Origin of the sequence: Streptomyces sp. NPDC012825 (genome assembly GCF_042900925.1) — a bacterium.
Lineage (GTDB): Bacteria > Actinomycetota > Actinomycetes > Streptomycetales > Streptomycetaceae > Streptomyces.
In genome coordinates this window covers 522,618-546,777 of the sequence record NZ_JBIBBZ010000001.1, presented here as the reverse complement: position 1 = coordinate 546,777, position 24,160 = coordinate 522,618, and the positions used below count along the sequence as shown (strand labels likewise).

The 24,160-nt window shown below is 73.3% G+C and carries 22 protein-coding genes; 5 read left to right on the top strand and 17 right to left on the bottom strand.

From position 1 onward, the window contains the following. Positions 1-37 precede the first annotated feature (37 nt). A complete protein-coding gene (locus ACFY7E_RS02715; protein ID WP_389479917.1) occupies positions 38-697 on the top strand; it encodes an HAD family hydrolase in 660 nt (219 codons plus the stop codon). Here ACFY7E_RS02715 and ACFY7E_RS02710 read toward each other — a convergent pair. The 12 genes from ACFY7E_RS02710 to ACFY7E_RS02655 all read right to left on the bottom strand — a co-directional run bounded on the left by ACFY7E_RS02710 (position 694) and on the right by ACFY7E_RS02655 (position 14,904). Next, positions 694-1,278, bottom strand: a complete 585-nt coding sequence (locus ACFY7E_RS02710) for a Uma2 family endonuclease (RefSeq protein ID WP_389479915.1) — start codon at positions 1,276-1,278, stop codon at positions 694-696. The two genes, ACFY7E_RS02715 and ACFY7E_RS02710, sit on opposite strands and share 4 nt — an antisense overlap. 85 nt (positions 1,279-1,363) lie before the next feature. After that, a complete protein-coding gene (locus ACFY7E_RS02705; protein ID WP_389479912.1) occupies positions 1,364-2,641 on the bottom strand; it encodes a thymidine phosphorylase in 1,278 nt (425 codons plus the stop codon). 83 nt (positions 2,642-2,724) lie between these two features. Next, positions 2,725-3,129 carry a cytidine deaminase gene (locus ACFY7E_RS02700; protein ID WP_383434297.1) on the bottom strand — a complete coding sequence of 135 codons (405 nt, stop codon included), beginning with the start codon at positions 3,127-3,129 and terminating at the stop codon, positions 2,725-2,727. After that, positions 3,126-4,388, bottom strand: a complete 1,263-nt coding sequence (locus ACFY7E_RS02695; protein WP_389479909.1) for an ABC transporter permease — start codon at positions 4,386-4,388, stop codon at positions 3,126-3,128. Before ACFY7E_RS02695 ends, ACFY7E_RS02700 begins: the two co-directional genes overlap by 4 nt. Continuing rightward, entirely contained in the window at positions 4,385-5,503 is a 1,119-nt protein-coding gene (locus tag ACFY7E_RS02690) for an ABC transporter permease (protein WP_389479906.1), read from the bottom strand. The genes ACFY7E_RS02695 and ACFY7E_RS02690 overlap by 4 nt, the downstream gene beginning before the upstream one ends. Then, positions 5,500-7,140, bottom strand: coding sequence for an ABC transporter ATP-binding protein (locus ACFY7E_RS02685; RefSeq protein ID WP_389481011.1), 1,641 nt, complete (start codon positions 7,138-7,140; stop codon positions 5,500-5,502). Before ACFY7E_RS02685 ends, ACFY7E_RS02690 begins: the two co-directional genes overlap by 4 nt. 183 nt (positions 7,141-7,323) lie before the next feature. Then, positions 7,324-8,382 (bottom strand): BMP family protein, encoded by a 1,059-nt coding sequence (locus tag ACFY7E_RS02680; RefSeq protein WP_389479903.1) that lies wholly within the window; start codon positions 8,380-8,382, stop codon positions 7,324-7,326. A gap of 326 nt (positions 8,383-8,708) precedes the next feature. Beyond that, positions 8,709-9,929 (bottom strand): amidohydrolase, encoded by a 1,221-nt coding sequence (locus ACFY7E_RS02675; RefSeq protein WP_383434309.1) that lies wholly within the window; start codon positions 9,927-9,929, stop codon positions 8,709-8,711. Between the two features lie 115 nt (positions 9,930-10,044). After that, positions 10,045-11,367 carry a hypothetical protein gene (locus tag ACFY7E_RS02670; RefSeq protein WP_389479899.1) on the bottom strand — a complete coding sequence of 441 codons (1,323 nt, stop codon included), beginning with the start codon at positions 11,365-11,367 and terminating at the stop codon, positions 10,045-10,047. Beyond that, positions 11,364-12,257 (bottom strand): N-acetylneuraminate synthase family protein, encoded by an 894-nt coding sequence (locus tag ACFY7E_RS02665; protein ID WP_125658438.1) that lies wholly within the window; start codon positions 12,255-12,257, stop codon positions 11,364-11,366. The genes ACFY7E_RS02670 and ACFY7E_RS02665 overlap by 4 nt, the downstream gene beginning before the upstream one ends. Before the next feature lie 11 nt (positions 12,258-12,268). After that, positions 12,269-13,615 carry a cytidylyltransferase domain-containing protein gene (locus tag ACFY7E_RS02660; protein ID WP_389479896.1) on the bottom strand — a complete coding sequence of 449 codons (1,347 nt, stop codon included), beginning with the start codon at positions 13,613-13,615 and terminating at the stop codon, positions 12,269-12,271. Then, positions 13,615-14,904 carry a DUF6716 putative glycosyltransferase gene (locus ACFY7E_RS02655; RefSeq protein ID WP_389479894.1) on the bottom strand — a complete coding sequence of 430 codons (1,290 nt, stop codon included), beginning with the start codon at positions 14,902-14,904 and terminating at the stop codon, positions 13,615-13,617. The genes ACFY7E_RS02660 and ACFY7E_RS02655 overlap by 1 nt, the downstream gene beginning before the upstream one ends. 220 nt (positions 14,905-15,124) lie before the next feature. On the opposite strand from ACFY7E_RS02655, the gene ACFY7E_RS02650 reads away from it, so the two are divergent. Continuing rightward, positions 15,125-16,153: a glycosyltransferase family 2 protein gene (locus ACFY7E_RS02650; RefSeq protein WP_389479891.1), complete on the top strand. Its 1,029-nt coding sequence runs from the start codon at positions 15,125-15,127 to the stop codon at positions 16,151-16,153. Continuing rightward, positions 16,150-17,490, top strand: coding sequence for a polysialyltransferase family glycosyltransferase (locus ACFY7E_RS02645; RefSeq protein ID WP_389479889.1), 1,341 nt, complete (start codon positions 16,150-16,152; stop codon positions 17,488-17,490). Before ACFY7E_RS02650 ends, ACFY7E_RS02645 begins: the two co-directional genes overlap by 4 nt. Positions 17,491-17,497: 7 nt before the next feature. On the opposite strand, the gene ACFY7E_RS02640 is transcribed toward ACFY7E_RS02645, so the two are convergent. Then, entirely contained in the window at positions 17,498-18,319 is an 822-nt protein-coding gene (locus ACFY7E_RS02640) for a MerR family transcriptional regulator (protein ID WP_389479887.1), read from the bottom strand. 62 nt (positions 18,320-18,381) lie between these two features. Further along, the gene (gene leuE, locus ACFY7E_RS02635) at positions 18,382-19,038 is read right to left on the bottom strand and encodes a leucine efflux protein LeuE (RefSeq protein ID WP_389479884.1); all 657 of its coding nucleotides are present in this window, start codon (positions 19,036-19,038) and stop codon (positions 18,382-18,384) included. Between the two features lie 162 nt (positions 19,039-19,200). Here leuE and ACFY7E_RS02630 point away from each other — a divergent pair, with 162 nt between their 5' ends. After that, positions 19,201-20,220, top strand: a complete 1,020-nt coding sequence (locus ACFY7E_RS02630; RefSeq protein ID WP_389479881.1) for a peptidoglycan-binding protein — start codon at positions 19,201-19,203, stop codon at positions 20,218-20,220. A gap of 172 nt (positions 20,221-20,392) precedes the next feature. Here the strand turns inward: ACFY7E_RS02630 and ACFY7E_RS02625 are convergent, their stop codons facing one another. Both ACFY7E_RS02625 and ACFY7E_RS02620 read right to left on the bottom strand, forming a co-directional pair. Beyond that, a complete protein-coding gene (locus ACFY7E_RS02625; protein ID WP_389479879.1) occupies positions 20,393-21,571 on the bottom strand; it encodes a hypothetical protein in 1,179 nt (392 codons plus the stop codon). Further along, positions 21,571-22,251, bottom strand: a complete 681-nt coding sequence (locus ACFY7E_RS02620; protein ID WP_389479876.1) for an RNA polymerase sigma factor — start codon at positions 22,249-22,251, stop codon at positions 21,571-21,573. Before ACFY7E_RS02620 ends, ACFY7E_RS02625 begins: the two co-directional genes overlap by 1 nt. Before the next feature lie 389 nt (positions 22,252-22,640). On the opposite strand from ACFY7E_RS02620, the gene ACFY7E_RS02615 reads away from it, so the two are divergent. Then, on the top strand, positions 22,641-23,384 hold the full coding sequence (locus ACFY7E_RS02615) for a Clp protease N-terminal domain-containing protein (protein ID WP_389479874.1): 744 nt from the start codon (positions 22,641-22,643) through the stop codon (positions 23,382-23,384). Positions 23,385-23,434: 50 nt separating this feature from the next. On the opposite strand, the gene ACFY7E_RS02610 is transcribed toward ACFY7E_RS02615, so the two are convergent. Then, a complete protein-coding gene (locus ACFY7E_RS02610) occupies positions 23,435-24,010 on the bottom strand; it encodes a hypothetical protein (protein WP_389479872.1) in 576 nt (191 codons plus the stop codon). Positions 24,011-24,160 lie beyond the last annotated feature (150 nt).

The following is a 24,160-nucleotide window of genomic DNA, read 5'->3' as shown; positions in this document are numbered from 1 at the left end:
GGGAACTCATCGGGACCCCCCTGGCTAGGCTCCGCCCATGACTCTCGAACCTGTCGAACTGGTGATCTTCGACTGTGACGGCGTTCTGGTGGACAGCGAGCGGATCTACTGCCGGGTGGACCGGGAGGTGTTCGCCGGCCTCGGGGCCGAGTTCACCGAGGCGGAGATCGTGGAGCGGTTCGTGGGCTCCTCCCACGAGGTGCTGACGGCGATCCTGGAGGAGCGGATCGGGCGCCCCCTGGAGCCCGGCTGGCACGAGCCCTTCCGGCAGCGGTACGAGGACGCGCTCGACGCCGAGCTGACCGCCGTCGAGGGCGTCGCCGACGCGCTGGACGCGCTGTCCGTCCCGTACTGCCTCGCCTCCAACGGCAGCCGTCCCACGATCCGGCGGAACCTCGGCCGCACCGGTCTCCTGGAGCGCTTCGAGGACCGGATCTTCAGCGCCCGCGACGTCGCCCGGGGCAAGCCCGCCCCGGACCTCTTCCTGCACGCCGCCGCCACCATGGGCGTCCCGGCCGGGCGCTGCGCGGTGGTCGAGGACAGCCCGTACGGCGTGGAGGCGGCCCGCGCCGCCGGCATGCGCGCCTTCGGCTACTGCGGCGGCCTGACCCGCGCGGACCGCCTGACGGGGCCGGGGACGGTGGTCTTCGAGGACATGCGGGCGCTGCCGGGGCTGTTGTCGGGGACGGGGCTCTAGCCGAGCGGAAAGGTGCCGGTGTCGATGGTCAGGCCGAAGGGGGCGGGGAGGCGGAGCTCCCGGCCGAACTCGACCGCGTCGAGGACCCGGTACAGGCCGTTCTCCGGTTCACCGTAGAGGGTGGCGGTGGGGCGGCCGGAGTGCCGGCGGTCGACGAGCAGGTAGAGGGGGACGGCGGCGGTGGCGTAGGCCTGGAGCTTCACGATCCGGTCGTGGTTCGCGTTGTTCCGCGAGGTGATCTCGACGACGAGTTCGGCTTCCGGGGCGGGGAAGGAGAAACCCGGCCCGCGCAGGACCGCCCCGGGCGCGACCAGCAGGTCGGGGACGTACATCCCCAGCAGGGACGGGACGGCGACGGCCTGTGTCTGGTAGACGCCCCAGTCCTCCGGGATGACCTCGTACAAAGAGCGCTGCACCTCGCCGGCGATCAGGTGGTGACGGGTGTCGACGGGCGGTGCCACGGTGACGTGCCCCGCGACGATCTCCACCTTGCAGTTCTTGGGGGCGTCCACGACCTCCCAGAGGCGCACCAGGCCGGGCCAGTCGTCGCCCAGGTCGATGGGCGCGTCGTCACTGTTCACCCGGCCACTTCAACATGCCGAACGGGACCGGCGGGGGTCCACCGGTCCCGTTCACCTGAACGTGTCAGCCGCATATGCCAAAGGGTCAGGCGATGCGGTCCAGGACGATCGGGGAGGCCGTGAAGGGCGTGCCCGACGGGGCGATGTCCCAGGTGTTCTCCAGGGAGCCCAGGGCGTAGTCGAACTTCTCCGGGGTGTCCGTGTGGAGGGTCAGGAGGGGCTGGCCCGCCGTGACCGTGTCGCCGGGCTTGGCGTGGAGCTCGACGCCCGCGCCCGCCTGCACCGGGTCCTCCTTGCGGGCACGGCCCGCGCCCAGGCGCCAGGCGGCGATGCCGATGTCGTAGGCGTCGAGGCGGGTCAGGACGCCGGAGGAGGGGGCCGTCACGACGTGCCGCTCGCGGGCGACCGGGAGGGTCGCGTCCGGGTCGCCGCCCTGGGCCGCGATCATCCGGCGCCAGACGTCCATCGCGGAGCCGTCGGCGAGGGCCTTCGCCGGGTCGGCGTCCTTGACGCCGGCCGCGTCGAGCATCTCCCGGGCCAGCGCGATCGTCAGCTCGACGACGTCCGCCGGGCCGCCGCCCGCGAGGACCTCGACGGACTCGCGGACCTCCAGGGCGTTGCCGGCGGTCAGGCCGAGCGGGGTCGACATGTCGGTGAGCAGCGCGACCGTCCTCACGCCGCTGTCGGTGCCCAGCTGGACCATGGTGGAGGCCAGCTCGCGGGCGTCCTCGATGTTCTTCATGAAGGCGCCGGTGCCGACCTTGACGTCCAGGACCAGGGAGCCCGTGCCCTCGGCGATCTTCTTGGACATGATCGAGGAGGCGATCAGCGGGATCGCCTCGACGGTGCCGGTGACGTCGCGGAGCGCGTACAGCTTCTTGTCGGCCGGGGCCAGGCCGTCGCCCGCCGCGCAGATGACCGCGCCGGTGGTGTCGAGGACGTGCAGCATCTCCTCGTTGGAGAGGAGCGCCCGCCAGCCGGGGACCGACTCCAGCTTGTCGAGGGTGCCGCCGGTGTGGCCGAGGCCGCGGCCGGAGAGCTGCGGCACGGCCGCGCCGCAGGCGGCGACGAGCGGGGCGAGCGGGAGGGTGATCTTGTCGCCGACGCCGCCGGTGGAGTGCTTGTCGGCGGTGGGCCGGGAGAGGGACGAGAAGTCCATGCGCTCGCCGGAGGCGATCATGGCCGCGGTCCAGCGGGCGATCTCGTCGCGGTTCATGCCGTTCAGCAGGATCGCCATGGCCAGGGCGGACATCTGCTCGTCGGCGACCGCGCCGCGGGTGTACGCGTCGATGACCCAGTCGATCTGCTCGGGGCTCAGCTCGCCCTTGTCCCGCTTGGTGCGGATGACGGAGATGACGTCCATGGGGTGATGCCTCTTTCTACGCGCATAGAGGGGGAAAGGAGGAGCGGCCCTTCCCATCGTGCCGGAAGGGCCGCTCCGAAGTGTTACCCGGACAGGTGCTCCGGACCGAAGGCCTGCGGAAGCATCTCGGCCAGGGTCAGGAGACCGGCCGGGGTCTCCAGGACCAGGTCGGGGCCCCCGAACTCGTACAGCAGCTGCCGGCAGCGCCCGCACGGGACCAGGGACTCGCCCCGGCCGTCCACGCAGACGAAGTGGGTCAGCCGGCCGCCACCGGTCGCCTGGAGCTGCGAGACGAGCCCGCACTCGGCGCACAGGCCGAGGCCGAAGGAGGCGTTCTCCACGTTGCAGCCGGAGACCGTCCGCCCGTCGTCCACGAGGGCCGCCGCGCCGACCGGGAAGCCCGAGTACGGGGCGTACGCGCGGGACATCGCCTCGCGCGCCGTGACCCGCAGGGCCTCCCAGTCGGACTCGGAGAGCTTCGCGGTCACTTGCCCTGGCCCTTCCGGTAGGGCAGCCCGTCCGCCTTCGGCATCCGCAGGCGCTGGGCCGACAGGGCGAGCACGAGCAGGGTGGTGACGTACGGGGCGGCGTCGACGAACTGGCTCGGGACCTCGTCGGTCAGCGCGTACCAGAGGAAGAACACGGCGGAGAAGGCGGCGGAGACCACCGCGACCACGTACTTCTTCCTGTAGAGCTGCCAGAGGGCGGCGATCACCAGGAGCAGCGCGACCAGGAGCAGCAGCGCGTGGACGTTCTCGGCGCCGCCGCGCAGCTTGAGGCTGTCGGTGAAGCCGAAGAGGCCGGCGCCGAGCGCCATGCCGCCGGGCATCCAGTTGCCGAAGATCATCGCGGCGAGACCGATGTAGCCGCGGCCGCCGGTCTGGCCCTCCTGGTAGATGCCGGTGGCGACGATCGCGAGGAAAGCGCCGCCGAGGCCGGCGAGGGCGCCGGAGACGGTGACGGCGATGTACTTGTACTTGTAGACGTTGACGCCCAGGGACTCGGCGGCGACCGGGTTCTCGCCGCAGGAGCGCATCCGCAGGCCGAAGGCCGTGCGCCACAGCACCCACCAGGTGGCCGGGATCAGCAGGATCGCGACGACGGTGAGCAGCGACAGGTTGGTGACCAGGCCGCCGAGGACGCCTGCGAGGTCGGAGATCAGGAACCAGTGCTTGGCCTGGAGGTCCTGCAACCAGTCGGAGAGTCCCGGAATCGTGATCTTGGTGATCTGTTCGATGCGGGGGGACTGCTTGGAGGAGCCGCCCTCGGCCTCGGCGAACGTGAAGTTCGACAGGTACTGGGTGAAGCCGACCGCGAGGATGTTGATCGCCACACCGGAGACGATGTGGTTCACGTTGAACGTGACGGTGATGACCGCGTGGAGCAGACCGCCGATCGCGCCGCCGACGAGGCCGAAGAGGACGCCGGTCCAGGGGCCCCACTGGTAGCCGGCCCAGGCGCCGAACCAGGTGCCGAGGACCATCATGCCCTCGAGGCCGATGTTGACGACGCCCGCGCGCTCGGCCCACAGGCCGCCGAGACCGGCGAGGCCGATCGGGACGGCGAGCTGGAGGGCGCCGGAGACCTGGCCCACGGAGGTGAGGTCGTTCGCCCCGGAGACGACCCGGACCAGCGAGAAGAGCACGAGGCCGGCCGCGACGATCAGCATGATCCACGGCAGGGTGAGCTTGCGGCGTCCGCCGCCCTTGGGCGCGGCGCTCGGCTTGGTGGCAGCGGCGGTGCTCATGCCGAGACCTCCTTGTCGGTCTTGAGGGCGCCGCCGGCGGCGAGTTCCTCGCCGACCTTCTGCTGCTGGCGGCGGAGGCCGTAACGGCGGACGAGCTCGTAGGAGACGACCACGGCGATCACGATGATGCCCTGCATGATCTTGGTGATCTCCTTCGGGTAGCCGAAGGTGTCGAGCGACGAGGACGCCTTGTCGAGGAAGGCGAAGAGGAGGGCGGCGAAGAGGATGCCGACCGGGTGGTTGCGGCCGAGCAGCGCGATGGTGATGGCGGTGAAGCCGACGCCGACCGGGAAGTCGAGGCTGTACGTGTGGGACTCGCCGAGCAGGGTCGGCATGCCGGAGAGGCCGGCGAGCGCGCCCGAGAGCAGCATCGAGGTGAGGATCATCCGCTTGGCGTCGACGCCGCTGGCCTGGGCGGCGGACTCGCTGGCGCCGGTGGCGCGCAGGTCGAAGCCGAACCGGGTGCGGTTGAGGACGAACCAGTAGACGACGCCGAGTGCGAGGGCGACGAAGGTGAAGCCGTAGACGACGCCGTTGCCCTGGCCCATGTCGATGCCGGGGAACCAGCCGGACTCGGCGATCTCACCGGTGGTGAGGTTGTTGGAGCCCTCGGGCTGGACGCCGAAGTTCTTCGGCAGGATCAGCCAGGCCACCAGGGAGGTCGCGATGGCGTTGAGCATGATCGTCGAGACGACCTCGGAGACGCCGCGGGTCGTCTTGAGGATGCCGGCGATGCCGGACCAGAAGGCGCCGGTCAGCATGGCGACGAGCACGATCAGGAGGATGTGCAGCGGGCCCGGCAGCTCGACGGAGGCGCCCACGAGGGCGGAGACCATCGCGGCGAGCCGGTACTGGCCGTCGACGCCGATGTTGAAGAGGTTCATCCGGAAGCCGACCGCCACGGCCAGGGCCGCGAGGTAGTAGATCCCGGTCTGGTTGACGATCAGGACCTGGATGTCGGAGTACCCGGCATTGTCGATCATGATCCGGATCGGCTCGATCGGGTCGAGACCCGTGGCGAGCAGCACCAGCACGGTGAGCACGAACGAGGAGACCAGTGCGAGCACCGGTCCCGCCGCGCCCAGGATCAGCCGGTCCTTGTCGAGTTTCATCATCGGGCGTCACCGTCTTCGGACTGCTCTTCGGTGCCTTCGAGGTGGCCGGAGGCCGCGCCGGTCATGGCGGAGCCCAGCTCCTCGGGCGTGATGGTGGCGGGGTCGGCGTCGGCGACCAGCTTGCCGCGGTACATGACCCGGAGGGTGTCGGAGAGGCCGATCAGCTCGTCGAGGTCGGCGGAGATCAGCAGCACCGCCAGGCCCTCGCGGCGGGCGTCCCGGATCGCGTCCCAGATCTGCGCCTGCGCGCCGACGTCCACGCCGCGGGTGGGGTGGGCGGCGATCAGGAACTTGGGGGCGTGGCTCATCTCGCGGCCGACGATCAGCTTCTGCTGGTTGCCGCCGGAGAGGGAGGCCGCGGTGACGTCGATGCCGGGGGTGCGCACGTCGTACTCGCGGACGATCCGCTCGGTGTCCTGGCGGGCGGCCTTCGGGTCGAGGATGCCGCGCCTGGAGTTGGGGGCCTCGGTGACGTGGCCGAGGATGCGGTTCTCCCAGAGGGGGGCCTCCAGGAGCAGGCCGTGGCGGTGCCGGTCCTCGGGGATGTAGCCGATGCCGCCCTCGCGGCGCTTGCGCACGGAGACCTTGGAGATGTCCCGGCCGTCGAGGGAGATGGTGCCCGCGTCGGGGGCGGCCATGCCCATGAGGGCCTCGATGAGCTCGGTCTGGCCGTTGCCCTCGACGCCCGCGATGCCGAGGATCTCGCCCTTGTGGATGGTGAGGGAGACGTCGTCGAGGAGCTTGCGGCCCCCGGCGGTCTCCTCCGGGACGGTGGCGCCGCGGGCCGGGTCCGGCGGGGCCGCGCTGGTCAGCGGGGCGGCGGAGACGGCGCCGGCCTCGGACAGGGTCAGGTTCCGGACCTGGAGCATCGGCACGTCGGTGACGGTCGACTCGCGGGTCTCCGGGGAGGGCAGCTCGCTGCCGACCATCAGCTCGGCGAGCTGCTTGGTGGTGGCGGTCTTCGGGTCGGCGGTGCCGACCGTGGTGCCCCGGCGGATGACGGTGATGTCGTCGGCGACCTTCAGGACCTCGCCCAGCTTGTGCGAGATGAAGATGACGGTCAGGCCCTCGGACTTGAGCTCGCGCAGGTTGTCGAAGAGCGCGTCGACCTCCTGCGGGACGAGGACGGCGGTCGGCTCGTCGAGGATGAGGATCCGGGCGCCGCGGTAGAGGACCTTGAGGATCTCCACGCGCTGCCGGTCGGCGACGCCGAGGTCCTCGACGAGGGCGTCCGGGCGGACCCCGAGGCCGTACTGGTCGGAGATCTCGCGGATCTTCTTCCGGGCCTTGGCGCCGATGCCGTAGAGCTTCTCGCCGCCGAGGACGACGTTCTCCAGGACGGTGAGGTTGTCGGCGAGCATGAAGTGCTGGTGCACCATGCCGATGCCGCGCGCGATGGCGTCACCGGGGCTGGAGAAGGCGACCTGCTCGCCGTCGACGGCGATGGTGCCCTCGTCCGGCTTCTGCATGCCGTAGAGGATCTTCATGAGGGTCGACTTGCCGGCGCCGTTCTCGCCGATCAGGGCATGCACGGTGCCCTTGCGGACCGTGATGGCGATGTCCTTGTTGGCGACGACGCCGGGGAATCGCTTGGTGATGCCGTGCAGTTCTACGGCAGGGGGGCTGGACGCGTTGATGACGCACTCTCCTTGGCCGGAAGGAGTGGGAGCGGGGAGGGCAGGGCGGGGCGAAGCTATCGTGCCAGGGAGACATCTACACGCGTAGCACTGCCGAAAAATGAAAATCCGTACGGGAACGGGGCCCGGCTCCGGTGGGGGTCCCACCGTCGCCGGGCCCTGAGGTCGTTGACCTGCGGTTCCTTACGGAGCGGTCTTGACCGTGATCTTGCCGTCGACGATGTCCTTCTTCGCCTTGTCCACGGCGGCGATGACGTCGGTCATCTTCTTGTACGCCGGGTTGGAGTCGGCCAGGCCGACGCCGTCCTGGGCGAGGCCGTAGCGGATCTCGCCGGTCTGCGGCTTGCCGTCCTTGACCGACTTGATCAGGTTGAAGACGGAGTCGGAGACGTCCTTGGTGACCGAGGTGAGGATGTGCTCCTTGTAGGAGGACAGACCCGCCTGGTTGTACTGGTCGGAGTCGACGCCGATGGCCCACTTGCCCGCGGACGCGGCGGCCTCGATCGAGCCCGAACCGGCCAGACCGGCGGCGGCGTAGATCACGTCGGCGCCCTTGTCGAGCTGGCCCTGCGCGGCGGCCTTGCCGAGGTCGGGCTTGGAGAAGCCGTCGAAGTTCGGCGGCTGGGTCAGGTACTGGACGAGCACCTTCGCCTTGGGGTCGGTGTCCTTGACGCCCTGCTCGTAGCCCGCCTGGAACTTCTTGATCAGGGGGACCTCGACGCCGCCGATGAAGCCGACCGTGCCGGTCTTCGACGTCTTGGCGGCGGCGACGCCGGCCAGGTAGGAGCCCTGCTCCTCGTTGAAGACGAGGTTGGCGATGTTCGGGGCGGTCACCGAGGTGTCGTCGATGAGGCCGAAGGTGGTCTTCGGGTAGGCCTTGGCGACCTTGGCGATCGCCGGGGCGTAGGCGAAGCCGACACCGATGACCGGGTTGTTCCCGGCGCGGGCGAGGGCGGTGAGGCGCTGCACCTTGTCGGCGTCGCCCTCACCCTCCGAGGGCTCGGCCTCCTTGCCCTTGACACCCAGCTCCTTCTCGGCCTTCTGCAGGCCCGCGTAGGCGGCGTCGTTGAAGGACTGGTCACCGCGGCCGCCGATGTCGTACGCGATGGCGGCCGTGATGTTCTTCGGGTCCGAGGAGGAGCTGGAACCGGTGTCCGTCGAGGACTTGCCACACGCGGTGGCGGAGAGGGCGAGCGCCGCGGAGGCGATGCCCACGGTCGTGATCCTGGTGATCCGGCGCAAGAGGAGGGTCCCTTCAAGACTGACCGAAAGCGCCTCTTCCGGCGCTGGTTTCGCGGCGATCGTAACGCGCGTAGATGTCAGTTAAAGACCCGTTCATGAGTCGTTATCGGATCGTCGCGAACCGGCCCGGCGGGGCGACCGAGGGCGTTCGGCCCGGTACCGCCGGTTATATCCCCGGCGGCGCCCGGTGCGGCGGGGGGCGCGTGGCGGACACGCCGGGCGCTGGGCCGTCGGGGGGAACGACCGGGCCGGACGGACGAGGGGTCCGTCCGGCCGGAAACCGTCGCTCGGGCGTACGGGTCGCGCCGGGTGGCGGAGCCCGGGGCTCAGGCCTCCCGCGCGCCGTCGAGCAGGGCCGCCGCGGTGAAGAGTTCCACGGCCGCCTCGATGGCGTTCTCGTCCACGTCGAAGTCGCCGGCGTGCAGGTCGCGGACGCGGGTGTCGCCGGGGACGCGGACGCCGAGGCGGGCCATGGCGCCGGGGACGTGCTCCAGGTACCAGGAGAAGTCCTCGCCGCCGAGGCTCTGCTCGGTGTCCTCGATCGCGTGCGGTCCGCGCCGGACGGCCATGGCGTCGCGGAGCAGCTCGGCGACGGCCGCGTCGTTGACCACCGGCGGGACGCCCCGGACGTAGGTGACGGTCGACTTGGCCCGGTGCAGGGACGCGACCTCGTCGATCGCCGCGTGCACCAGGTCGGGCGCGTCGCGCCAGGCCGGCAGGTCGAGGCAGCGGACGGTGCCGGAGAGCTCCGCGTGCTGCGGGATGACGTTGGGGGCGTGGCCGGACTCGATGCGGCCCCAGGTGACCGAGAGGCCCGAGCGGGCGTCGACGCGGCGGGCCAGGACGGCGGGGACGTCGGTGGCGACGCGGGCGGCGGCGGTGACCAGGTCGGTGGTGAGGTGCGGCCGGGCGGTGTGGCCGCCGGGGCCGTCCAGGGTGATCTCGAGCCGGTCGCAGGCGGAGGTGATGGGGCCGGCGCGCAGACCGATCTTCCCCGCGTCGACCCTCGGGTCGCAGTGGACGGCGATGATCCTGCCGACGCCGTTCAGCGCGCCGGCCTCGACGACGTCGACGGCGCCGCCGGGGAGGACCTCCTCGGCGGGCTGGAAGATCAGCCGCACGGCGCCCGGCAGGAGGCCCTGCCGGTCCAGCTCGGCGAGGACCAGGCCCGCGCCGAGGACGGAGGTGGTGTGGACGTCGTGTCCGCAGGCGTGGGCGCGGTTGGCCACGGTGGAGCGGTAGGCGACGGTCTTGACGTCCGGGATGGGCAGCGCGTCGAGGTCGGCGCGGATCGCCAGCATGGGGCGGCGTGGGTCCGGGGTGCCGATGTCACAGATGAGTCCGGTGCCGGCCGGAAGGACCTCCGGCGCGAGCCCGGCCGCCTCCAGGCGGGCCTTGAGCGCGGCGGTCGTACGGAACTCCTGCTTCCCGAGCTCGGGGTGCATGTGCAAGTCCCTGCGGAACATGATCAGTTCGTCGCGCAGGGTTGCGGGCAGCTTTCCGGGCAGAGTGGCGGAGCCTGGCTCACGGGACTTCAACTGGTTCACCTTTTGAAGGGTAGGCCTTCGAGGTGGTCAACTGCCCGTTGATCACAAAACTTCAACCTGTTAGGGGAAAGATCCCCGATTTCACGGGCTTGAGGATCACTCGCTGTGGGTAAGCTCACCCGAATTCCAGCCGGTCGGTGGGGTGGACCGCCCGCGCGGTGAGCCGGTCGACCTCGTGGGCCGCCGTGCCCGTCACGCCGGACAGGAAGCCCTGCGCGCGCGGCGAGGCGGTCGCCCGCAGCCACTCGGGCGCCACCTCGCAGACGGCGACCTTCACGCCCGTGCCGGCGAGGGCGAGCGGCAGGGTGTGCACGACCGTGGACGGGAAGCTGACGATCGTGCGGCCGACCGGGCCGCGCCGGGCGATCAGCTCCAGGGGCAGCTCGGGCCGGACCACCTGGAGGCCCGTCTCGACCGCGATCCGGTGCAGCTTGCCGGTGCTCTCCCTGCGGTGGGCGAAGTAGCGGGTGGCGCCGTGGGTCCGGGCGAGTTCGCCGACCACGCGGGTGTAGTGGTCGGCGTCGACCACCCCCGTCTCCACCAGCGAGGTGCCGACCAGGTCCGCGCCGCCGGTGAGCAGCGGCGGGCCGAAGCGGGAGCGGGTCCAGGCGTAGGAGTTCCCGGTGACCTCGACGCCCGCCGGCGCCTCCACGGGCAGCGAGGTGAAGATCTCGACGGTACGGCCCCGGGCCGGGGCGAGCCGCCGCCGGGCCAGGGTGGTCACGGGGGCGAGGACCAGCTCGCGCGGGTCCAGGCCGCCCCTGCGGTGCCAGCGGACCAGGCGCTCGCCGCGGCCGAGCTGGGCGGCGAACTCCATGGTCGCCGTGCCGTCGTCGACCACGGTCAGGTGCCGGGGGCCGAAGAGGGTCAGGAGCAGCTGGACGTACCGGGAGAACGGATCCCCGATGATCACCCGCTCCGCGGAGCGCAGCGGCCCGGCGAGCCGCCGCAGGGTGCGGACGAGGGCGCCCCGGCCGCCGCGGGCCTCCTGCCAGTGGACGGTGAGGCCCTCGTCGCGGGCCAGCTGGGCCATCCGGCGCAGCTGGCCCCGCGACATGGGGTCGGTCGGCGAGAGGACGACGACCGTGAGGGGGGACGCGGGCGCCTCGGCGGCGGGCGTCCGGGGGCCGGGGCCCGGCGCACCGGGCGCCCCGGCGGCGGGCGCTTCCCGGCCCGGTGTTCCGGTGGCGGTCCTCCCGGTGGCGGTCCCGGTGGCCGGCGTTCCCCGGCCCGGTGCTCTCCCGGCGGGTATGCCCGCGGCACCGGACCCCGTGACGGAGGCTTCCGTGCCGGGGGCCTCCGTGGCGGGCGTCCCGGGGGCGGGCGCTCCCGGGCCGGGGGTCCGGGCCGGGGCGCGGGTGTGCGCCCGGGTGTGGGCCCACTCCAGGACGTTGAGGAGCTGGACCGGGCTCTCGACGAACGCCAGCTGCCCGGTCATGAGGCGACGGCGCCCTGGACCCGGCGGAGCTTCTTCATCGGGCCGAGCTCCGACTCGTACACCTTCTTGACCCCGTCGCCGAGGGCCGTCTCGATGGTGCGGATGTCGCGGACCAGGCGCGTCAGGCCCTGGGGCTCGACGGAGGCGGCCTGGTCGGAGCCCCACATGGCGCGGTCGAGGGTGATGTGGCGCTCGACGAAGACGGCGCCGAGGGCGACGGCGGCCAGGGTGGTCTGGAGGCCGGTCTCGTGGCCGGAGTAGCCGATCGGGACGTTCGGGTACTCCTCCCGGAGCGTCTGGATGACGCGCAGGTTCAGCTCCTCGGCCTTGGCCGGGTAGGTCGAGGTGGCGTGGCAGAGCAGGATGTTGTCGCTGCCGAGGACCTCGACGGCGTGCCGGATCTGCTTCGGCGTCGACATGCCGGTGGAGAGGATCACCGTGCGGCCGGTGGAGCGCAGCTCGCGCAGCAGCTCGTCGTCGGTGAGGGAGGCGGAGGCGACCTTGTGGGCGGGGACGTCGAACTTCTCCAGGAAGGCGACGGCCTCGGTGTCCCACGGGGAGGCGAACCAGTCGATGCCGCGCTCCTTGCAGTGCGCGTCGATGGCCCGGTACTCCTCCTCGCCGAACTCCACGCGGTGGCGGTAGTCGATGTAGGTCATGCGGCCCCAGGGGGTGTCCCGCTCGATGTCCCACTGGTCGCGCGGGGTGCAGATCTCGGGGGTGCGCTTCTGGAACTTGACCGCGTCGCAGCCGGCCTCGGCGGCGACGTCGATGAGCGCGAGGGCGTTCTCGAGCTCGCCGTTGTGGTTGATGCCGATCTCGCCGGTGACGTAGACGGGCTGCCCGGGGCCGGCGGTCTTGGCGCCGAGGGTGCGGAGACGGGTGCTCATGGTGCGGGTCCTTAGGTTGCGGTGGTGGTGCGTGCGGGGGTCGTACGTGCCGCGGTGGCGCGTACGGGGGTGTCGAGCTCGGGTCCGAGGAGCCAGGCGGCGATCTCGCGGATCGCTCCGGAGCCGCCCGGGGTGGCGGTGACCGCGCGGGCCGCGGCCCGTACGGAGTCGTGGGCGCTGCTCACCGCGACGGGCCAGCCGACGAGGTGGAAGCAGGGCAGGTCGTTGACGTCGTTGCCGGCGTAGAGGACGCGCTGCGGGTCGATGCCCTCGGCCTCGCACCACTCCTTGAGGGCCCGGTCCTTGCGGTCGATGCCGTGCAGGACGGGGATCCGGAGCTTGCGGGCGCGGGCGGCGACGACGGCGTTCTGCTCGGTGGAGAGGATGAGGACGGGGAGTCCGGCGCGGCGCAGGGCGGCGATGCCGAGGCCGTCGCCGCGGTGCGCGGAGACGAACTCGCGCCCCTCCGCGTCGAGGTGGACCCGGTCGTCGGTCTGGGTGCCGTCGAAGTCCAGGACCACCGCGTCCACGTCGGCGAGGCCGGGGGTGACGGGGGCGTCCAGGAGCGGAGCCAGGGCCTTGGCGCGGGCCAGGTCGTGCGGGTCGTCGATCTCCAGGACCCGGGCGGGGTCGGTGACGACGAGCGCGGTGCGGCCGAAGAAGCGGTGCCGGTGGGTGCGGAAGCCGGGCGCGGCCATGGCGTAGACGGCGCCGGTCTCCAGGTACTCCGGCTCCCGGTCCTGGCGGCGGGGGCGGTGCGCCTTGTCGTGGTTGACGCCCTCGGCGCCCTCCGCCGCCTCGCGCCAGAGGAAGCCGTGCGACGGGGCGGCGGTGAAGGCCGTGTCGGCGGCGCCGCTGAGGATCCGGTCGGCGGTCTCCGCGACCTCGGCGGGGGTGAGGAAGGGGCTGGTGCACTGGACGAGGAGGACCACGTCGGCGGCGCGGCCGTGGGTGGCCTCGAAGGCGTCCATGGCGTGCAGGACGGCGGCCTCGCTGGTGGCGGTGTCGCCCGCGATCGCGGCCGGGCGGTGCACGGCCTCGGCCCCGGCGGACCGGGCGGCGGCGGCGATGGCGGGGTCGTCGGTGGAGACCACGACGTGGGTGACGGAGCGGGCGCCGAGGCAGGCGTGGACGGCGCGGCCGACCAGGGGGACCCCGGCCACCGGGGCGAGGTTCTTGGCGGGCACGCCCTTCGAACCGCCCCGGGCGGGGATCACGGCGAGGACGACGGGGGCGGCGGGGCCCGTGTGCACGGGGGTGGCGGTCGTGGTCCCGGTCGTGGGGGCGGCGGTCCCGGGGACAGGCGCGGCGGTCCCGGTCGTGGGCATGGCGGGCCCGGAAGCAGGTGCGGCGGTCATCAGAGTTCTCCCAGGCGGCGGATGACGGGGGCGACGCGCTGCACGCCGTGGCGGTACGCGCCCCGCGCGGCCTCCCGGACGATCCGGCGCAGCCCGCTCTCGCGGGGCTCCGGCGCGGTGACGTCCAGGCGGTGGCGGGCGAGGATCCCGGGCAGGTAGCCGGAGGCCGTCTCCGCGGTGTAGTAGGGGGTGATCGGGGGGAGCGCGGGCAGCGCCAGGAGCGCGGCGACCCGGTCGCGGGCCGCGTCGAAGGCCTTCTCGTACGAGCCGTCGGAGGCGACTCCCTGGCGGCCGAGCCAGGCCCCGTCGGGCGCCGGCACGCGTCCCTCGTCAAGCCGGTCGAAGGAGGTCAGCAGGCCGGAGCCGACGAAGTGGTGGTTGCCGAGCGCCTCGCGGACCCCGAGGTCGGTGAGGACCGCGGTGGGGATCCGCCGGTGCAGGGCTTCGAGGGCGGCCGTCGAGGAGACGGTGACGAGCAGGTCGGTGCGGTCCAGGACCTCGCCCATGTGCCCGTACACGAGGCGGAAGTTGTCCGGCGGGTCGAGTTCGCGGACCAGCCTCTGGAACGGGAACTCCTCCAGGTGCGTGGTGTGTTCGCCCGGCTTGGAGCGGAGCTTGAGGAGCACCTCGCGGCCCGGGTGGAGCCGGGCGTGCCCGATCAGCCGCCGCAGCACGTGGGCGCGTTCGGCGCGGGTGGCGGGCACCGAGGGCTGGGCGGCGAAGACCAGGGTGTCACGGCCGGCGACGGGGGCGTACGGGGCGCCGCCGAGGAAGGGCAGCGCCGCCTCCACGACCGACTCCGCGCCGGCGCCCACCCCTTCGTACACGGCGCGGAAGCGCTCGGCGTCGTGGCGGGAGTTGGCGAGGACGACGTCGGCGCCGTGGCGCAGCAGGAGGCCGTCGGTGAGCTTCTCGTAGACGACCCCGACGTAGCCGGTGACGATCACGGGGCGCCGCGCGAGGCCCAGGTCGGCCAGGCCCTGGAGGACGGCCCGGACGGTGCCGCCGACGAGGGCGAGGACGAGGACGTCGTACCCCTCGCCGCGCGTCTCCGCGTCCCGTACGGCGCGCAGGAACTCCACGCCCGTCACCTCGCGCGGGGCGTCCGCGGACACCCCGGTCTCGGCGAGCTGGCGGGCGGTGGGGGTGGCGCGTCCGCGCAGGACGAAGCCGGTGGGTCCGGCGCTCGTCGCCGTGATGCGGCGCGCGGTGAGGGCGCCCCATTTCCACCGGGTGTCGGAGTCGGCGAGTACGGCGACCCGTATCGCTTCTCGGGTACGTGATGGCACGTCGAGGACGCTAGAAGGGCATTCCGCTTTCCGGCCCAACTGGGCCACAACAACCGGTGAACAGAGCCTCTCCGACTTCTGAAGCGGGTCGGTATCCGGTCGCCCGCGGCCGGGTTCCCCCCTTTCCGGAAAGGCGGTTAAGCGGCCCGCCGCTTGGTGTTCACCGGACATCCCCCCGCCGGTCGGGGGGAATGCCGGGCCGGCGCCTAGCGTCGGCCGCGTGGTCAAGCTCTCCGTCGTCGTGCCGTTCTTCAACGTGCAGACATACGCCCCCGACACCCTCACGAGCCTGCGGGCCAACACCCGCGAGGACTTCGAGTTCCTGCTCGTCGACGACTGTTCGTCGGACGGGACCCCGGACCTCCTCGAACGGGCCGCGCGCGAGATCCCGGGCGCCGTCCTGCTCCGGCACGCGCGCAACGAGGGGCTCGCCACGGCCCGGAACACCGGACTCGACGCCGCCCGCGGCGAGTACGTCGCCTTCCTCGACGGGGACGACTGGCTCGCCCCCGGTTACTACGGCCGCCTCGTCGCCGCCGCCGAGGAGCTGGGCTGCGACTTCCTGCGCACCGACCACGTCTCGGTGACCGGCCGCGAGCGGGGGATGCGCCGGGCGCCGGTCCCCCGGCGCGGCGAGGTGCTGCGTCCGAGGGACGCGATCCTGCCGGCGCACCGGACGACCTCCGTCGACTACCCGTACGCCTGGGCCGGGATCTACCACCGGCGGCTCCTGGACCGGGGGCTGCTGCACTTCACGCACGGGCTGCGGACGGCCGAGGACCGGCCGTGGATCTGGCGGCTGCACCGCGAGGCGGAATCGTTCGCGGCGGTCGGGGAACTCGGCGTGTTCTACCGGCGCGGAGTGGCGACCTCCCTCACGCAGATCGGCGATGTCAGGCAATTGGACTTCATCCGCGCTTTCGACCAGGTGATCGAGGAAACGGCACGGGACCGGGACGCGGACCGCCTTCTCCCGAAAGCCGTGCGCACCTATTGCGCGGTGATCTCCCACCACGTCGGTTCGATCGAGAAGTTCGAGCCGGAGGTGGCGCGGCAGGTGCGGGCGATGAGCGCGGGGGCGCTGCGGCGGATGCCGCAGGACGTCCTCGACGAGGCCCTGACCGCGATGGGCGGGGACCGTGCGACGCTGCTGCGCAGGCTGCGGAGGCGGAGGCCGGCACCGCCGCCGGCGGCTCCGGACCCGGCGACCCGCGCGGCCGCCTCGCCGGAGCCGGAGGTCGCGGCATGAGCACCCGTACGCGCCCCCGCCGCACCACCCAGATCTTCTGCGCCTCCACCCTCTACGGGGCGGTGACGCTCGCCGCCGCGATCGACAGCGGCTGCTTCGGCTCCGCCGACCGCCGGATCCTCCTCGTCACCAACAACGCGCCCGTGCCGGAGACGACACCCGCCCTGGACCAGGCCGAGGGCTTCGCGCGGCTGCGCGGCCGCTTCGACTCCGTCCTCTCCTGGAACGAGGTGATCTCCCCGCTCCACCCGGGCGGCTGGACCCCCCGCGCGAGCGACCTCCCCCTCCTCCAGCGCCATCTGCGCAAGCTCTGGGACCTCGGCGACGACCGGGTCGAACTGACCCTGGAGTCGATCCAGGTGACGCCCGCGCTCGCGATCGCCCAGCTCCTCCCCGAGGCGCCGATCACGGTGTACGCGGACGGGCTGATGAGCTACGGGCCGACCCGCAACAAGATCGACCCGCTGATCGGCGGCCGGGTCTCCCGGCTGCTCCACCTGGACCTGGTCCCGGGGCTCGCGCCGCTGCTGCTCGGGGAGTTCGGGGCGGTGCCGGAGGCCGTGCCGGTGGAGGCGTTCACGAAGTGCGTCGAGGAGCTGGCGGGCCCGTCCCCGGCGGGGGGCCCGGCGGCGGAGGAGGGGCCGGCGCTGCTCCTGGGCCAGTACCTGGCGGCCCTGAACCTGCTGACCGCCGCCGAGGAGGAGGAGCTGCACCTGCGGATGGTGCGGGGCGCGGTCGCCCTGGGCCACCGGCGGCTCGTCTTCAAGCCGCACCCGACGGCCCCGGACGCCTGGTCGCGGTCCCTGGTGCGCGCGGCGGAGGAGCTGGGCGCGGAGCTGACGGTCGAGGACCGGCCCGTCCTCGCGGAGGTGCTCTACCGCGAGCTGCGGCCCGCCCTCGTCGTCGGCTGCTTCTCGACGGCGCTGCTCACCGCGCACACCTTCTACGGCCTGCCGGTCGCCCGCGTCGGCACCCGCCCCCTCCTGGAGCGGCTCACCCCCTTCCAGAACAGCAACCGGATCCCGCTCACGGTGGTGGACGCGGTCGTCCCGCCCCTCGACGACCCGGCGGGCGGCGGCGCCGGGATCGGTACGGGGGAGCTGAACGACCTGGTCGCGGCGGTCGGCTTCGCGATGCAGCCGAAGATCCGGCCGGAGCTGCGGACGGCGGCGGTACGGCACCTGTCGGGGCCGCTCGCCGAGCGCACCCGGCACCACTTCACCCGCCGCCGCCTCACCGCCCTGGGCCTCCCCGGCGGCCTGCCCCTCCCCCGGCACCCGCAGGTCCGCCGGCTCGCCCGGCGGGCGCTGCGGCTGCGCAGGGCGCTGAAGAGGTAGCCGCCGTTCAGGCGCGGACGACCGGCTCCTGGAGTTCGGTCACCCACCGCGCCCGGTCCTCCGGGCACTCCAGGTACAGCTCGCGGGCGTACCCGGCGGAGGCGTGGCCGTTGGCGTCGATCCAGGACGCCAGGGCCTGCGCGGTCGGCAGGACGTCGTCCATCGCGCCGTGGTGGACGACGGTCGCCGCCTCCTCGACGCCGGGCAGGACGTGCACGAGGACGCCCTCCGCCTCCGTACCCTCGGGGACGGTCATGCCGGCGTGGACGACGACCGAGCCGTCGCCCCGGCCCGCGTCCTCGTAGTACGCGACGCCCGGGCCGAAGCAGGTGAGGCCCGCGCCCGCGAGCCGGCCGCACAGCTCGTCGTACAGCGGGCCGATGACGGGGCCGATGTCCTGCGGGCCGAAGCTCGCGGCGACCGCGCTCAGTTCGGCGATCCGGACGGCGGGGATCTTCTTGACGACGACTTCCTGGGTGGACATGCGTCCCTCGCTCTCGATGGCCCGGAGCCGCGCGCCGACCCGGTCGAGCCGGGTCCGCGCCTCCGCCAGGGCCGTCTCCAGCTCGGCCTGGCGCAGGCGCAGCATGCCCCGCAGCTCCTCCGCGTCGATCCGCTCCTCCAGGACGGCCCCCACCTGTTCGAGGGTGAAGCCGAGGTCCTTGAGCGCGATGACGCGGTTGAGCCGGGCCAGCTGGTCCGCCGCGTAGAAGCGGTAGCCCGTGTGCGGGTCGACCCGGGCCGGGCGCAGCAGTCCGATCGCGTCGTAGTGACGCAGCATCCGGACCGACACCCGCCCGTGCCGGGCGAAGTCTCCGATGGTGAACATGACGCCCCTACGGAACGGCCTCACACGGTGTCAGGGTCAAGCGGCGCCCGCGAAGGGACGGGTCAGGCGGCGCTGCTGAGCGAGAGCTTCGCGGCGAAGCCGAGGAAGAGGGCGCCGGCCGCCGAGGTCGCGCCGGCGGAGAGGCGCCGGCGGCGGCGGAAGGCGGCGGCGAGGCGGGTGCCGCCGAAGATGAGGGTCGTGAGGTAGAGGAGGCTGCCGAGCTGGAGCAGGGTGCCGAGGACCAGGAAGGAGAGCGCCGGGTAGGCGTAGCCGGGGTCCACGAACTGCACGAAGAAGGAGATCAGGAAGAGGATCGCCTTCGGGTTGAAGAGGCTGATGATCAACGCGCGCCGGTACGGGCGCTCGGCGGGGGCCGCCGGAGTGCCCGCGGGCTCCTCCGCGGCCGGCTCCTCGCGCGAGCGCCACATCGCCCACGCGGCCCGGAGCATCCCGTACGCCATCCAGGCCAGGTATCCGGCGCCCGCGTACTTCACGATCATGAAGAGGACCGGGGTGGTCTGGAGGAGGGAGGCCGCGCCGAGGGCGGCCAGGGTCATGAGGACCGTGTCGCCGGTGAAGACGCCGGCGGCGGCCTTGTATCCGGTCCGGGTGCCCTTGCGGGCGGCGACGGACAGGACGTAGAGCGAGTTCGGTCCGGGCAGGAGAATGATGAGGACGAGCCCGGCGAGGTAGGTCGGCAGATCGGTGACACCCAGCATGGGCGGAGTGTCGCATGCGTGTACGGCGTTCCGCCCCCGTGTTTCGCATCGCGGAAGATCGGAACGCGTCGCCCGGGACGGTCGGTTTCCGGCCGTGGTGCGCAACCACCCGCGCGTGGGAAGCATCCCTCTCCGTACAGACGAGTTTCACGGGGGGCAACGATGAAGCGGTCTTCGACCGTCGTGCGCGGAAGCGCGGTGCGCAGAGGCGTCGTACGCAGGGGTGTCGTGCGCGGGGGTGTCGTACGCAGGGTGGCGCTGGCGGCGGCCTCGGTGGCGCTCGTCGCGGGCTGTACGGCCCAGGCGGCCGGCACGGGGAGCGCCGGTTCCGCGGGCCCTTCGGGCAGCTCCTCGGCGCAGCCGTCGACCTCCGCATCGGCCTCCGTATCGGCATCGGCATCCGCGTCGGAGTCCGCGTCGCCCTCGGAGTCGGCCTCGGAGTCCGCCTCCCCCGGGGCCTCTCCCGCGGACGACGGCAAGGCGCCGTCCTCCTCCCCCGCCTTCCCCACGCCCGAGCCCTCCGGCTCGGCCTCCGCCGGGGCGCCGGCGTCCCCGGTGCTCCTGAAGGACGGGGACGAGAACGAGCAGGTGCGCGAGCTCCAGGCGCGGCTGCGGCAGTTGAAGTTCTTCGACCGCGCCCCGACCGGCTTCTACGGGACGATGACGGCGGGTGCGGTCAGGGCCTTCCAGGAGAAGCAGGGGCTGTCCGCCACCGGCTCGGTCGACGGGGCCACCTGGCAGCGGCTGCTCGCCACCAGCCGGAAGCCGACCGCCGACGAGCTGAAGCCGTCGACCACCAACGCCCTGGACGCCCCGGCCCCGGCGTGCATGACCGGCCGGGTGCTCTGCATCAGCAAGGAGAGCCGGACCCTCGCCTGGATGATCGACGGCAAGGTCGTCTCGTCGATGGACGTCCGCTTCGGCTCGGAGAACACCCCGACCCGCGAGGGCACGTTCAGCGTGGGCTGGAAGGCCCGCGAGTGGACGTCGACGATCTACCACACGCCCATGCCGTACGCGATGTTCTTCAGCGGCGGCCAGGCCGTGCACTACTCGGCGGACTTCGCGGCCCGCGGTTACGCCGGGGCCTCGCACGGCTGCGTCAACGTCCGGGACCGGGCCAAGCTCGCGACCCTGTTCGACCAGGTGGGGGTCGGGGACAAGGTCGTCGTCCACTGGTAGGGACGGAGAACTCGCCGGCGGGGGCGGGGAGGAGAGAGGGCGCGGGTGGGACCGGGGGAACGTGCCCCACCCGCGCCGGGTGCGCCGAGCCGTAGGTACGGGGGGAACCCCGGCTCATCGCGCGGCCGATGACCAGTCGGCATTACGTACTGCGTCGGCGGGCCGGAAAGTGTTACACCGCGAGCGGGAGGCGCGTCGTCGCGCCCGTTTCCGGGAGCACCGCGGGGGTCGCGGTGGCCGGTCCCGCGAGGGTCTCCGCCGAGGTCCGGGCGCCGTCGCGGCCGTCCCCGCCCCTGCCCCGGGAGCCGCCCCCGCCGTCGCCCTTCCCGTCGTCCTTCGGGTCGCCCTCGGAGCCTTCGCCCGGCAGGTCCCGGGAGTCGTCCCGAGATCCGGAGTCCGCGCCGTCCTCCGCGCCGTCCCCGGGTGCGCCGGGGGCGTGGGGGGCGTCGGAGAGGAGACGGTCGCAGTAGCGGCGCAGGGTCTCGCCCTTGCGCCGGGTCTCCGTGAGCAGGCGGCGGTGTCCGTCGTCGAACTTTCCGGACCGGTACGCCCGGCAGGCCTCGACGGCCTTCTCCCGGGAGTCCGTACCGCCGCTCCCGGCCCGGTCCCGGCCGTCCGTGCGGTCCGGGTCCGGGGTCCCGTCCGGGCCCGCCGTGCTGCGCTCGGGCTCCGGGGCGTCCCGCTTCGGGCGGTCCGCGCCGTCCCCGTCCGGGGCCGGGGTGGCCGGTGCCGTGGAGCCGGTGCCGGTGGAGGGGGACGTGCCGGGCGTGCGGTCGCCGGCGGACGGCGGGGGCCCGGGTATCCCGGGGTCCTCGCGCAGGCCGTCGGGCTCCGGCGAGACGAGCGGTCGCGCGGTCTCCCCGGCCGAGACGGAACTGGCGGGCGCGGGTCCCACCAGCGGGAGGGCGCCGGTGCCCGCGGCGACGGCGACCCCGCCGACGGTGACGGCGGCGACCGCGGCGGCGAGGCCGTAGCGGGCGGAGCGGCCCCAGCGGCGCGGCGCGGCGACGGGACGCGCGAGGCGCACCCGGCCCAGGTCGGCGGGGGCGGTGCTCCGGGCCGTGCTTCCGGCGGTACTCCGGGCCGTACCTCCGGCGATGCCCCCGGCCGTGTTCCGGGCCCCGGAAGCGGCGGCGCGGGCCGCCACGGCCTCGCGGAAGGCGGCGAGGGCCGCGGCCTCCCCCGGCAGGCCGTCGCCGTCCCGCGCCGCCGGGGCGCGGATCGCGCCGAGGGCCTCCGCGAGGCGTGCGGCCCGCAGGCGCGCGAGGTCGTCGGCCGGGCCGACGGGGTCGCCCCGGAGCAGTCGCTCCGCGGCCTCCTCGTCGAGCCACTGGTACCGCTCGTCGGCCATCACATGTCCTTCTGCGTACGAGGACGCCATTGCGTCACACCGCCGGGCGCCACCGGCCCCGGTGTCCGGCCGCGCTGCGGGGGCACGCCGTCCAGGGGGACGACGGCCCCGTCGGTGCCGTCCGGGGCGCCCTCGACGCCGAGGAGTTCGGCGAGCCGCTTGAGGCCGCGGTGCGCGGCGGTGCGCACCGCGCCGGGGCGCTTCCCCAGGGTGTCGGCGGCGCTCTTGGCGTCCAGGCCGACGACGACGCGCAGCACGACGGCCTCCGCCTGGTCCTGCGGCAGCTGGGCGATCAGGTCCATGGTGTGGCCGGTGGCCAGGGCCTCCAGGGCCTCGCTCGCGGTGTCGGACTCGGCGGGCTTGTCGGTGAGTTCGGTCTCGTCGGCGCCGACGACGGGGCGCCGGCCGCGCATCCGTATGTGGTCGAGGGCGCGGTTGCGGGCGATCCGGGCGGCCCAGCCGCGGAAGCGGTCCGCGTCGCCGCCGAAGCGGTCGAGGTCGCGCGCGATCTGGAGCCAGGCCTCGGAGGCCACGTCCTCCGCGTCGGTGTCGCCGACCAGCGTGCGTATGTAGCCGAGCAGCCGGGGGTGCACGGCGCGATACACAGCACGGAAGGCGTCCTCGTCCCCGTGCTGTGCGGCGAGCACCGCGGCCGTCAGCTCCGCGTCGTCCCCCAGCACTCCCCAAACCCTGTTCGTCGCTCGCGTCGTCCCGTCACGGCTGGTCACCGCCGCCACGCTGTCTCACGCACCAGCACGCTACGTGGTGCCCCGGCGTCGCGTCCACGCGATGCCCGCCCCTTGTGCAACTTGCAACCTTCCGGTGTCCGGAGACGGTGTGACAGAAAGCGCACTCCCGGCGCTGAAAGGAGTACGGAGCCGTGCTGCGGCTCCGTGGAGGACGACCGGGGCCTCTCCTGTGGGGGGTGGCGGCCCCGGTCGTCTCTCCTTTTCCGCCTTCTCCCCTCCTCTTCCCTTTTCCCGGTCGCCGGCCCGTCCCGGCCGCGGTGCGCCCCCACTCCCGTCAACCGACAGTTGACACCCCATGAGTGTCAACCTAGGGTTGCCTCATGACGAATCCAGTCGGCCCGACCGTTCCCGTCCGTCTCGACGAACTCATCGACGCCATCAAGAAGGTCCACCCGAACGCCCTGGAGCAGCTCTCCGGCGCGGTCGTGGCGGCGGACCACCTCGGCGACGTCGCCGACCACCTCATCGGCCACTTCGTGGACCAGGCCCGGCGCTCCGGTGCCTCCTGGACCGACATCGGCCGCAGCATGGGCGTCACCCGCCAGGCCGCCCAGAAGCGGTTCGTGCCCAAGGACCCCGACGCCGAGAAGATGGACCCGAACGCCGGGTTCGGCCGCTTCACGCCCCGCGCGCGGAACGTGGTCATGGCCTCCCAGAACGAGGCCACGGCCGTCGGCAACGCCGAGATCACCCCCTCCCACCTGGTGCTCGGCCTGCTCGCCGAGCCCGAGGGGCTCGCGGCGCACTGGATCGCCTCGCGGGGCGTGACCCTCGACCGGGTGCGCGAGGCCGCGGCCGCGACCCTGCCGCCGGCCGTCGAGGAGCCGCCCGCGCTCGTGCCGTACGACGCGGCGGCGAAGAAGGTCCTGGAGCTGACGTTCCGCGAGGCCCTGCGCCTCGGGCACGACTACGTCGGCACCGAGCACGTCCTGCTCGCGCTCCTGGAGCACGAGGACGGGGAGGGCGTGCTGAGCGGGCTCGGCCTCGACAAGGCGACGGCGGAGCGGGAGATCGCCGAGGCGGTCGCCTCGCTCGCGGTCCGGGCTTCCGAGCCGGAGGCCTGACCGCCCTCCGAATCGCGGCCCGAGGCCGGAACGGAGGCCCGACCGTCCCCTCAGGCGGTGGTGCGGGCCCGGCGCGAGACGACCGCGCGCAGCACCCGGCCGCCCTCGACGGAGAGCTCGCGGGCCCGGCGCAGTCCGGTCGGGCCGTGGGCGACCGATTCGAGGACGGCCCGCTGGCGGCGGAGCTCCCCGGCGAGCAGCGGGCCCGCACCTTCCGCGTCCCCGGCGCGGCAGCGCTCGACGAGGCCCTCGTCGGCGCCGGCCGCGTCGTGGCGTCCGTGCAGGGCGAGGGCGGTGCCGGAGCAGGCGCCGACCCAGGCGCGCAGGGACTCCGGCGACCAGTCCCCGGGGGCGGACGCCAGCATGCCGCGCACGGCCTCCGCCGCGTCCCCGCCGCCCTCGGCGTCCAGCTCGGCGCGGGCCTCGGCGACGGCCTCGCCCCACGCCGGACCGTCGGCGCGCGCGACGGCCGCCCAGGCGGGCCGCAGGGCGTCGCCCCCGTCGGCGGCGAGCAGCGGGAGGCAGCGGTCGAGACAGGCGAGGCCGGCCGCGGCCAGGCCGCGCTCGTCGGCCCCGTCGATCAGCTCCCGCAGACTCCGGTCGTTCTCCGGCTTCCCCGACGTCATGGACGCCTCCTCGCCACCCGATGTGGACGCGGCGGTTCCCCTTACGTGGCGGGGGGTCGCCTTTTCGTCACCGTGTGGCCGGAATCATGCCAGCGGGGTCGGCTCGTTGCCTAGGGGTACGAGACGATCACAGCCCGAGGGCCGGGACCA

Bases quoted from the DNA above. Each gene is read 5' to 3' on its own strand.
- ACFY7E_RS02695 (WP_389479909.1), bottom strand. From the start codon at position 4,388: ATGAGCACCGCCGCTGCCACCAAGCCGAGCGCCGCGCCCAAGGGCGGC.
- ACFY7E_RS02645 (WP_389479889.1), top strand. From the start codon at position 16,150: ATGAGCACCCGTACGCGCCCCCGCCGCACCACCCAGATCTTCTGCGCC.
- ACFY7E_RS02715 (WP_389479917.1), top strand. From the start codon at position 38: ATGACTCTCGAACCTGTCGAACTGGTGATCTTCGACTGTGACGGCGTT.
- ACFY7E_RS02705 (WP_389479912.1), bottom strand. From the start codon at position 2,641: ATGGACGTCATCTCCGTCATCCGCACCAAGCGGGACAAGGGCGAGCTG.
- leuE (WP_389479884.1), bottom strand. From the start codon at position 19,038: ATGCTGGGTGTCACCGATCTGCCGACCTACCTCGCCGGGCTCGTCCTC.
- ACFY7E_RS02660 (WP_389479896.1), bottom strand. From the start codon at position 13,615: ATGACCGCCGCACCTGCTTCCGGGCCCGCCATGCCCACGACCGGGACC.
- ACFY7E_RS02640 (WP_389479887.1), bottom strand. From the start codon at position 18,319: ATGTTCACCATCGGAGACTTCGCCCGGCACGGGCGGGTGTCGGTCCGG.
- ACFY7E_RS02670 (WP_389479899.1), bottom strand. From the start codon at position 11,367: ATGACCGGGCAGCTGGCGTTCGTCGAGAGCCCGGTCCAGCTCCTCAAC.
- ACFY7E_RS02665 (WP_125658438.1), bottom strand. From the start codon at position 12,257: ATGAGCACCCGTCTCCGCACCCTCGGCGCCAAGACCGCCGGCCCCGGG.
- ACFY7E_RS02690 (WP_389479906.1), bottom strand. From the start codon at position 5,503: ATGATGAAACTCGACAAGGACCGGCTGATCCTGGGCGCGGCGGGACCG.
- ACFY7E_RS02615 (WP_389479874.1), top strand. From the start codon at position 22,641: ATGACGAATCCAGTCGGCCCGACCGTTCCCGTCCGTCTCGACGAACTC.
- ACFY7E_RS02610 (WP_389479872.1), bottom strand. From the start codon at position 24,010: ATGACGTCGGGGAAGCCGGAGAACGACCGGAGTCTGCGGGAGCTGATC.
- ACFY7E_RS02630 (WP_389479881.1), top strand. From the start codon at position 19,201: ATGAAGCGGTCTTCGACCGTCGTGCGCGGAAGCGCGGTGCGCAGAGGC.
- ACFY7E_RS02625 (WP_389479879.1), bottom strand. From the start codon at position 21,571: ATGGCCGACGAGCGGTACCAGTGGCTCGACGAGGAGGCCGCGGAGCGA.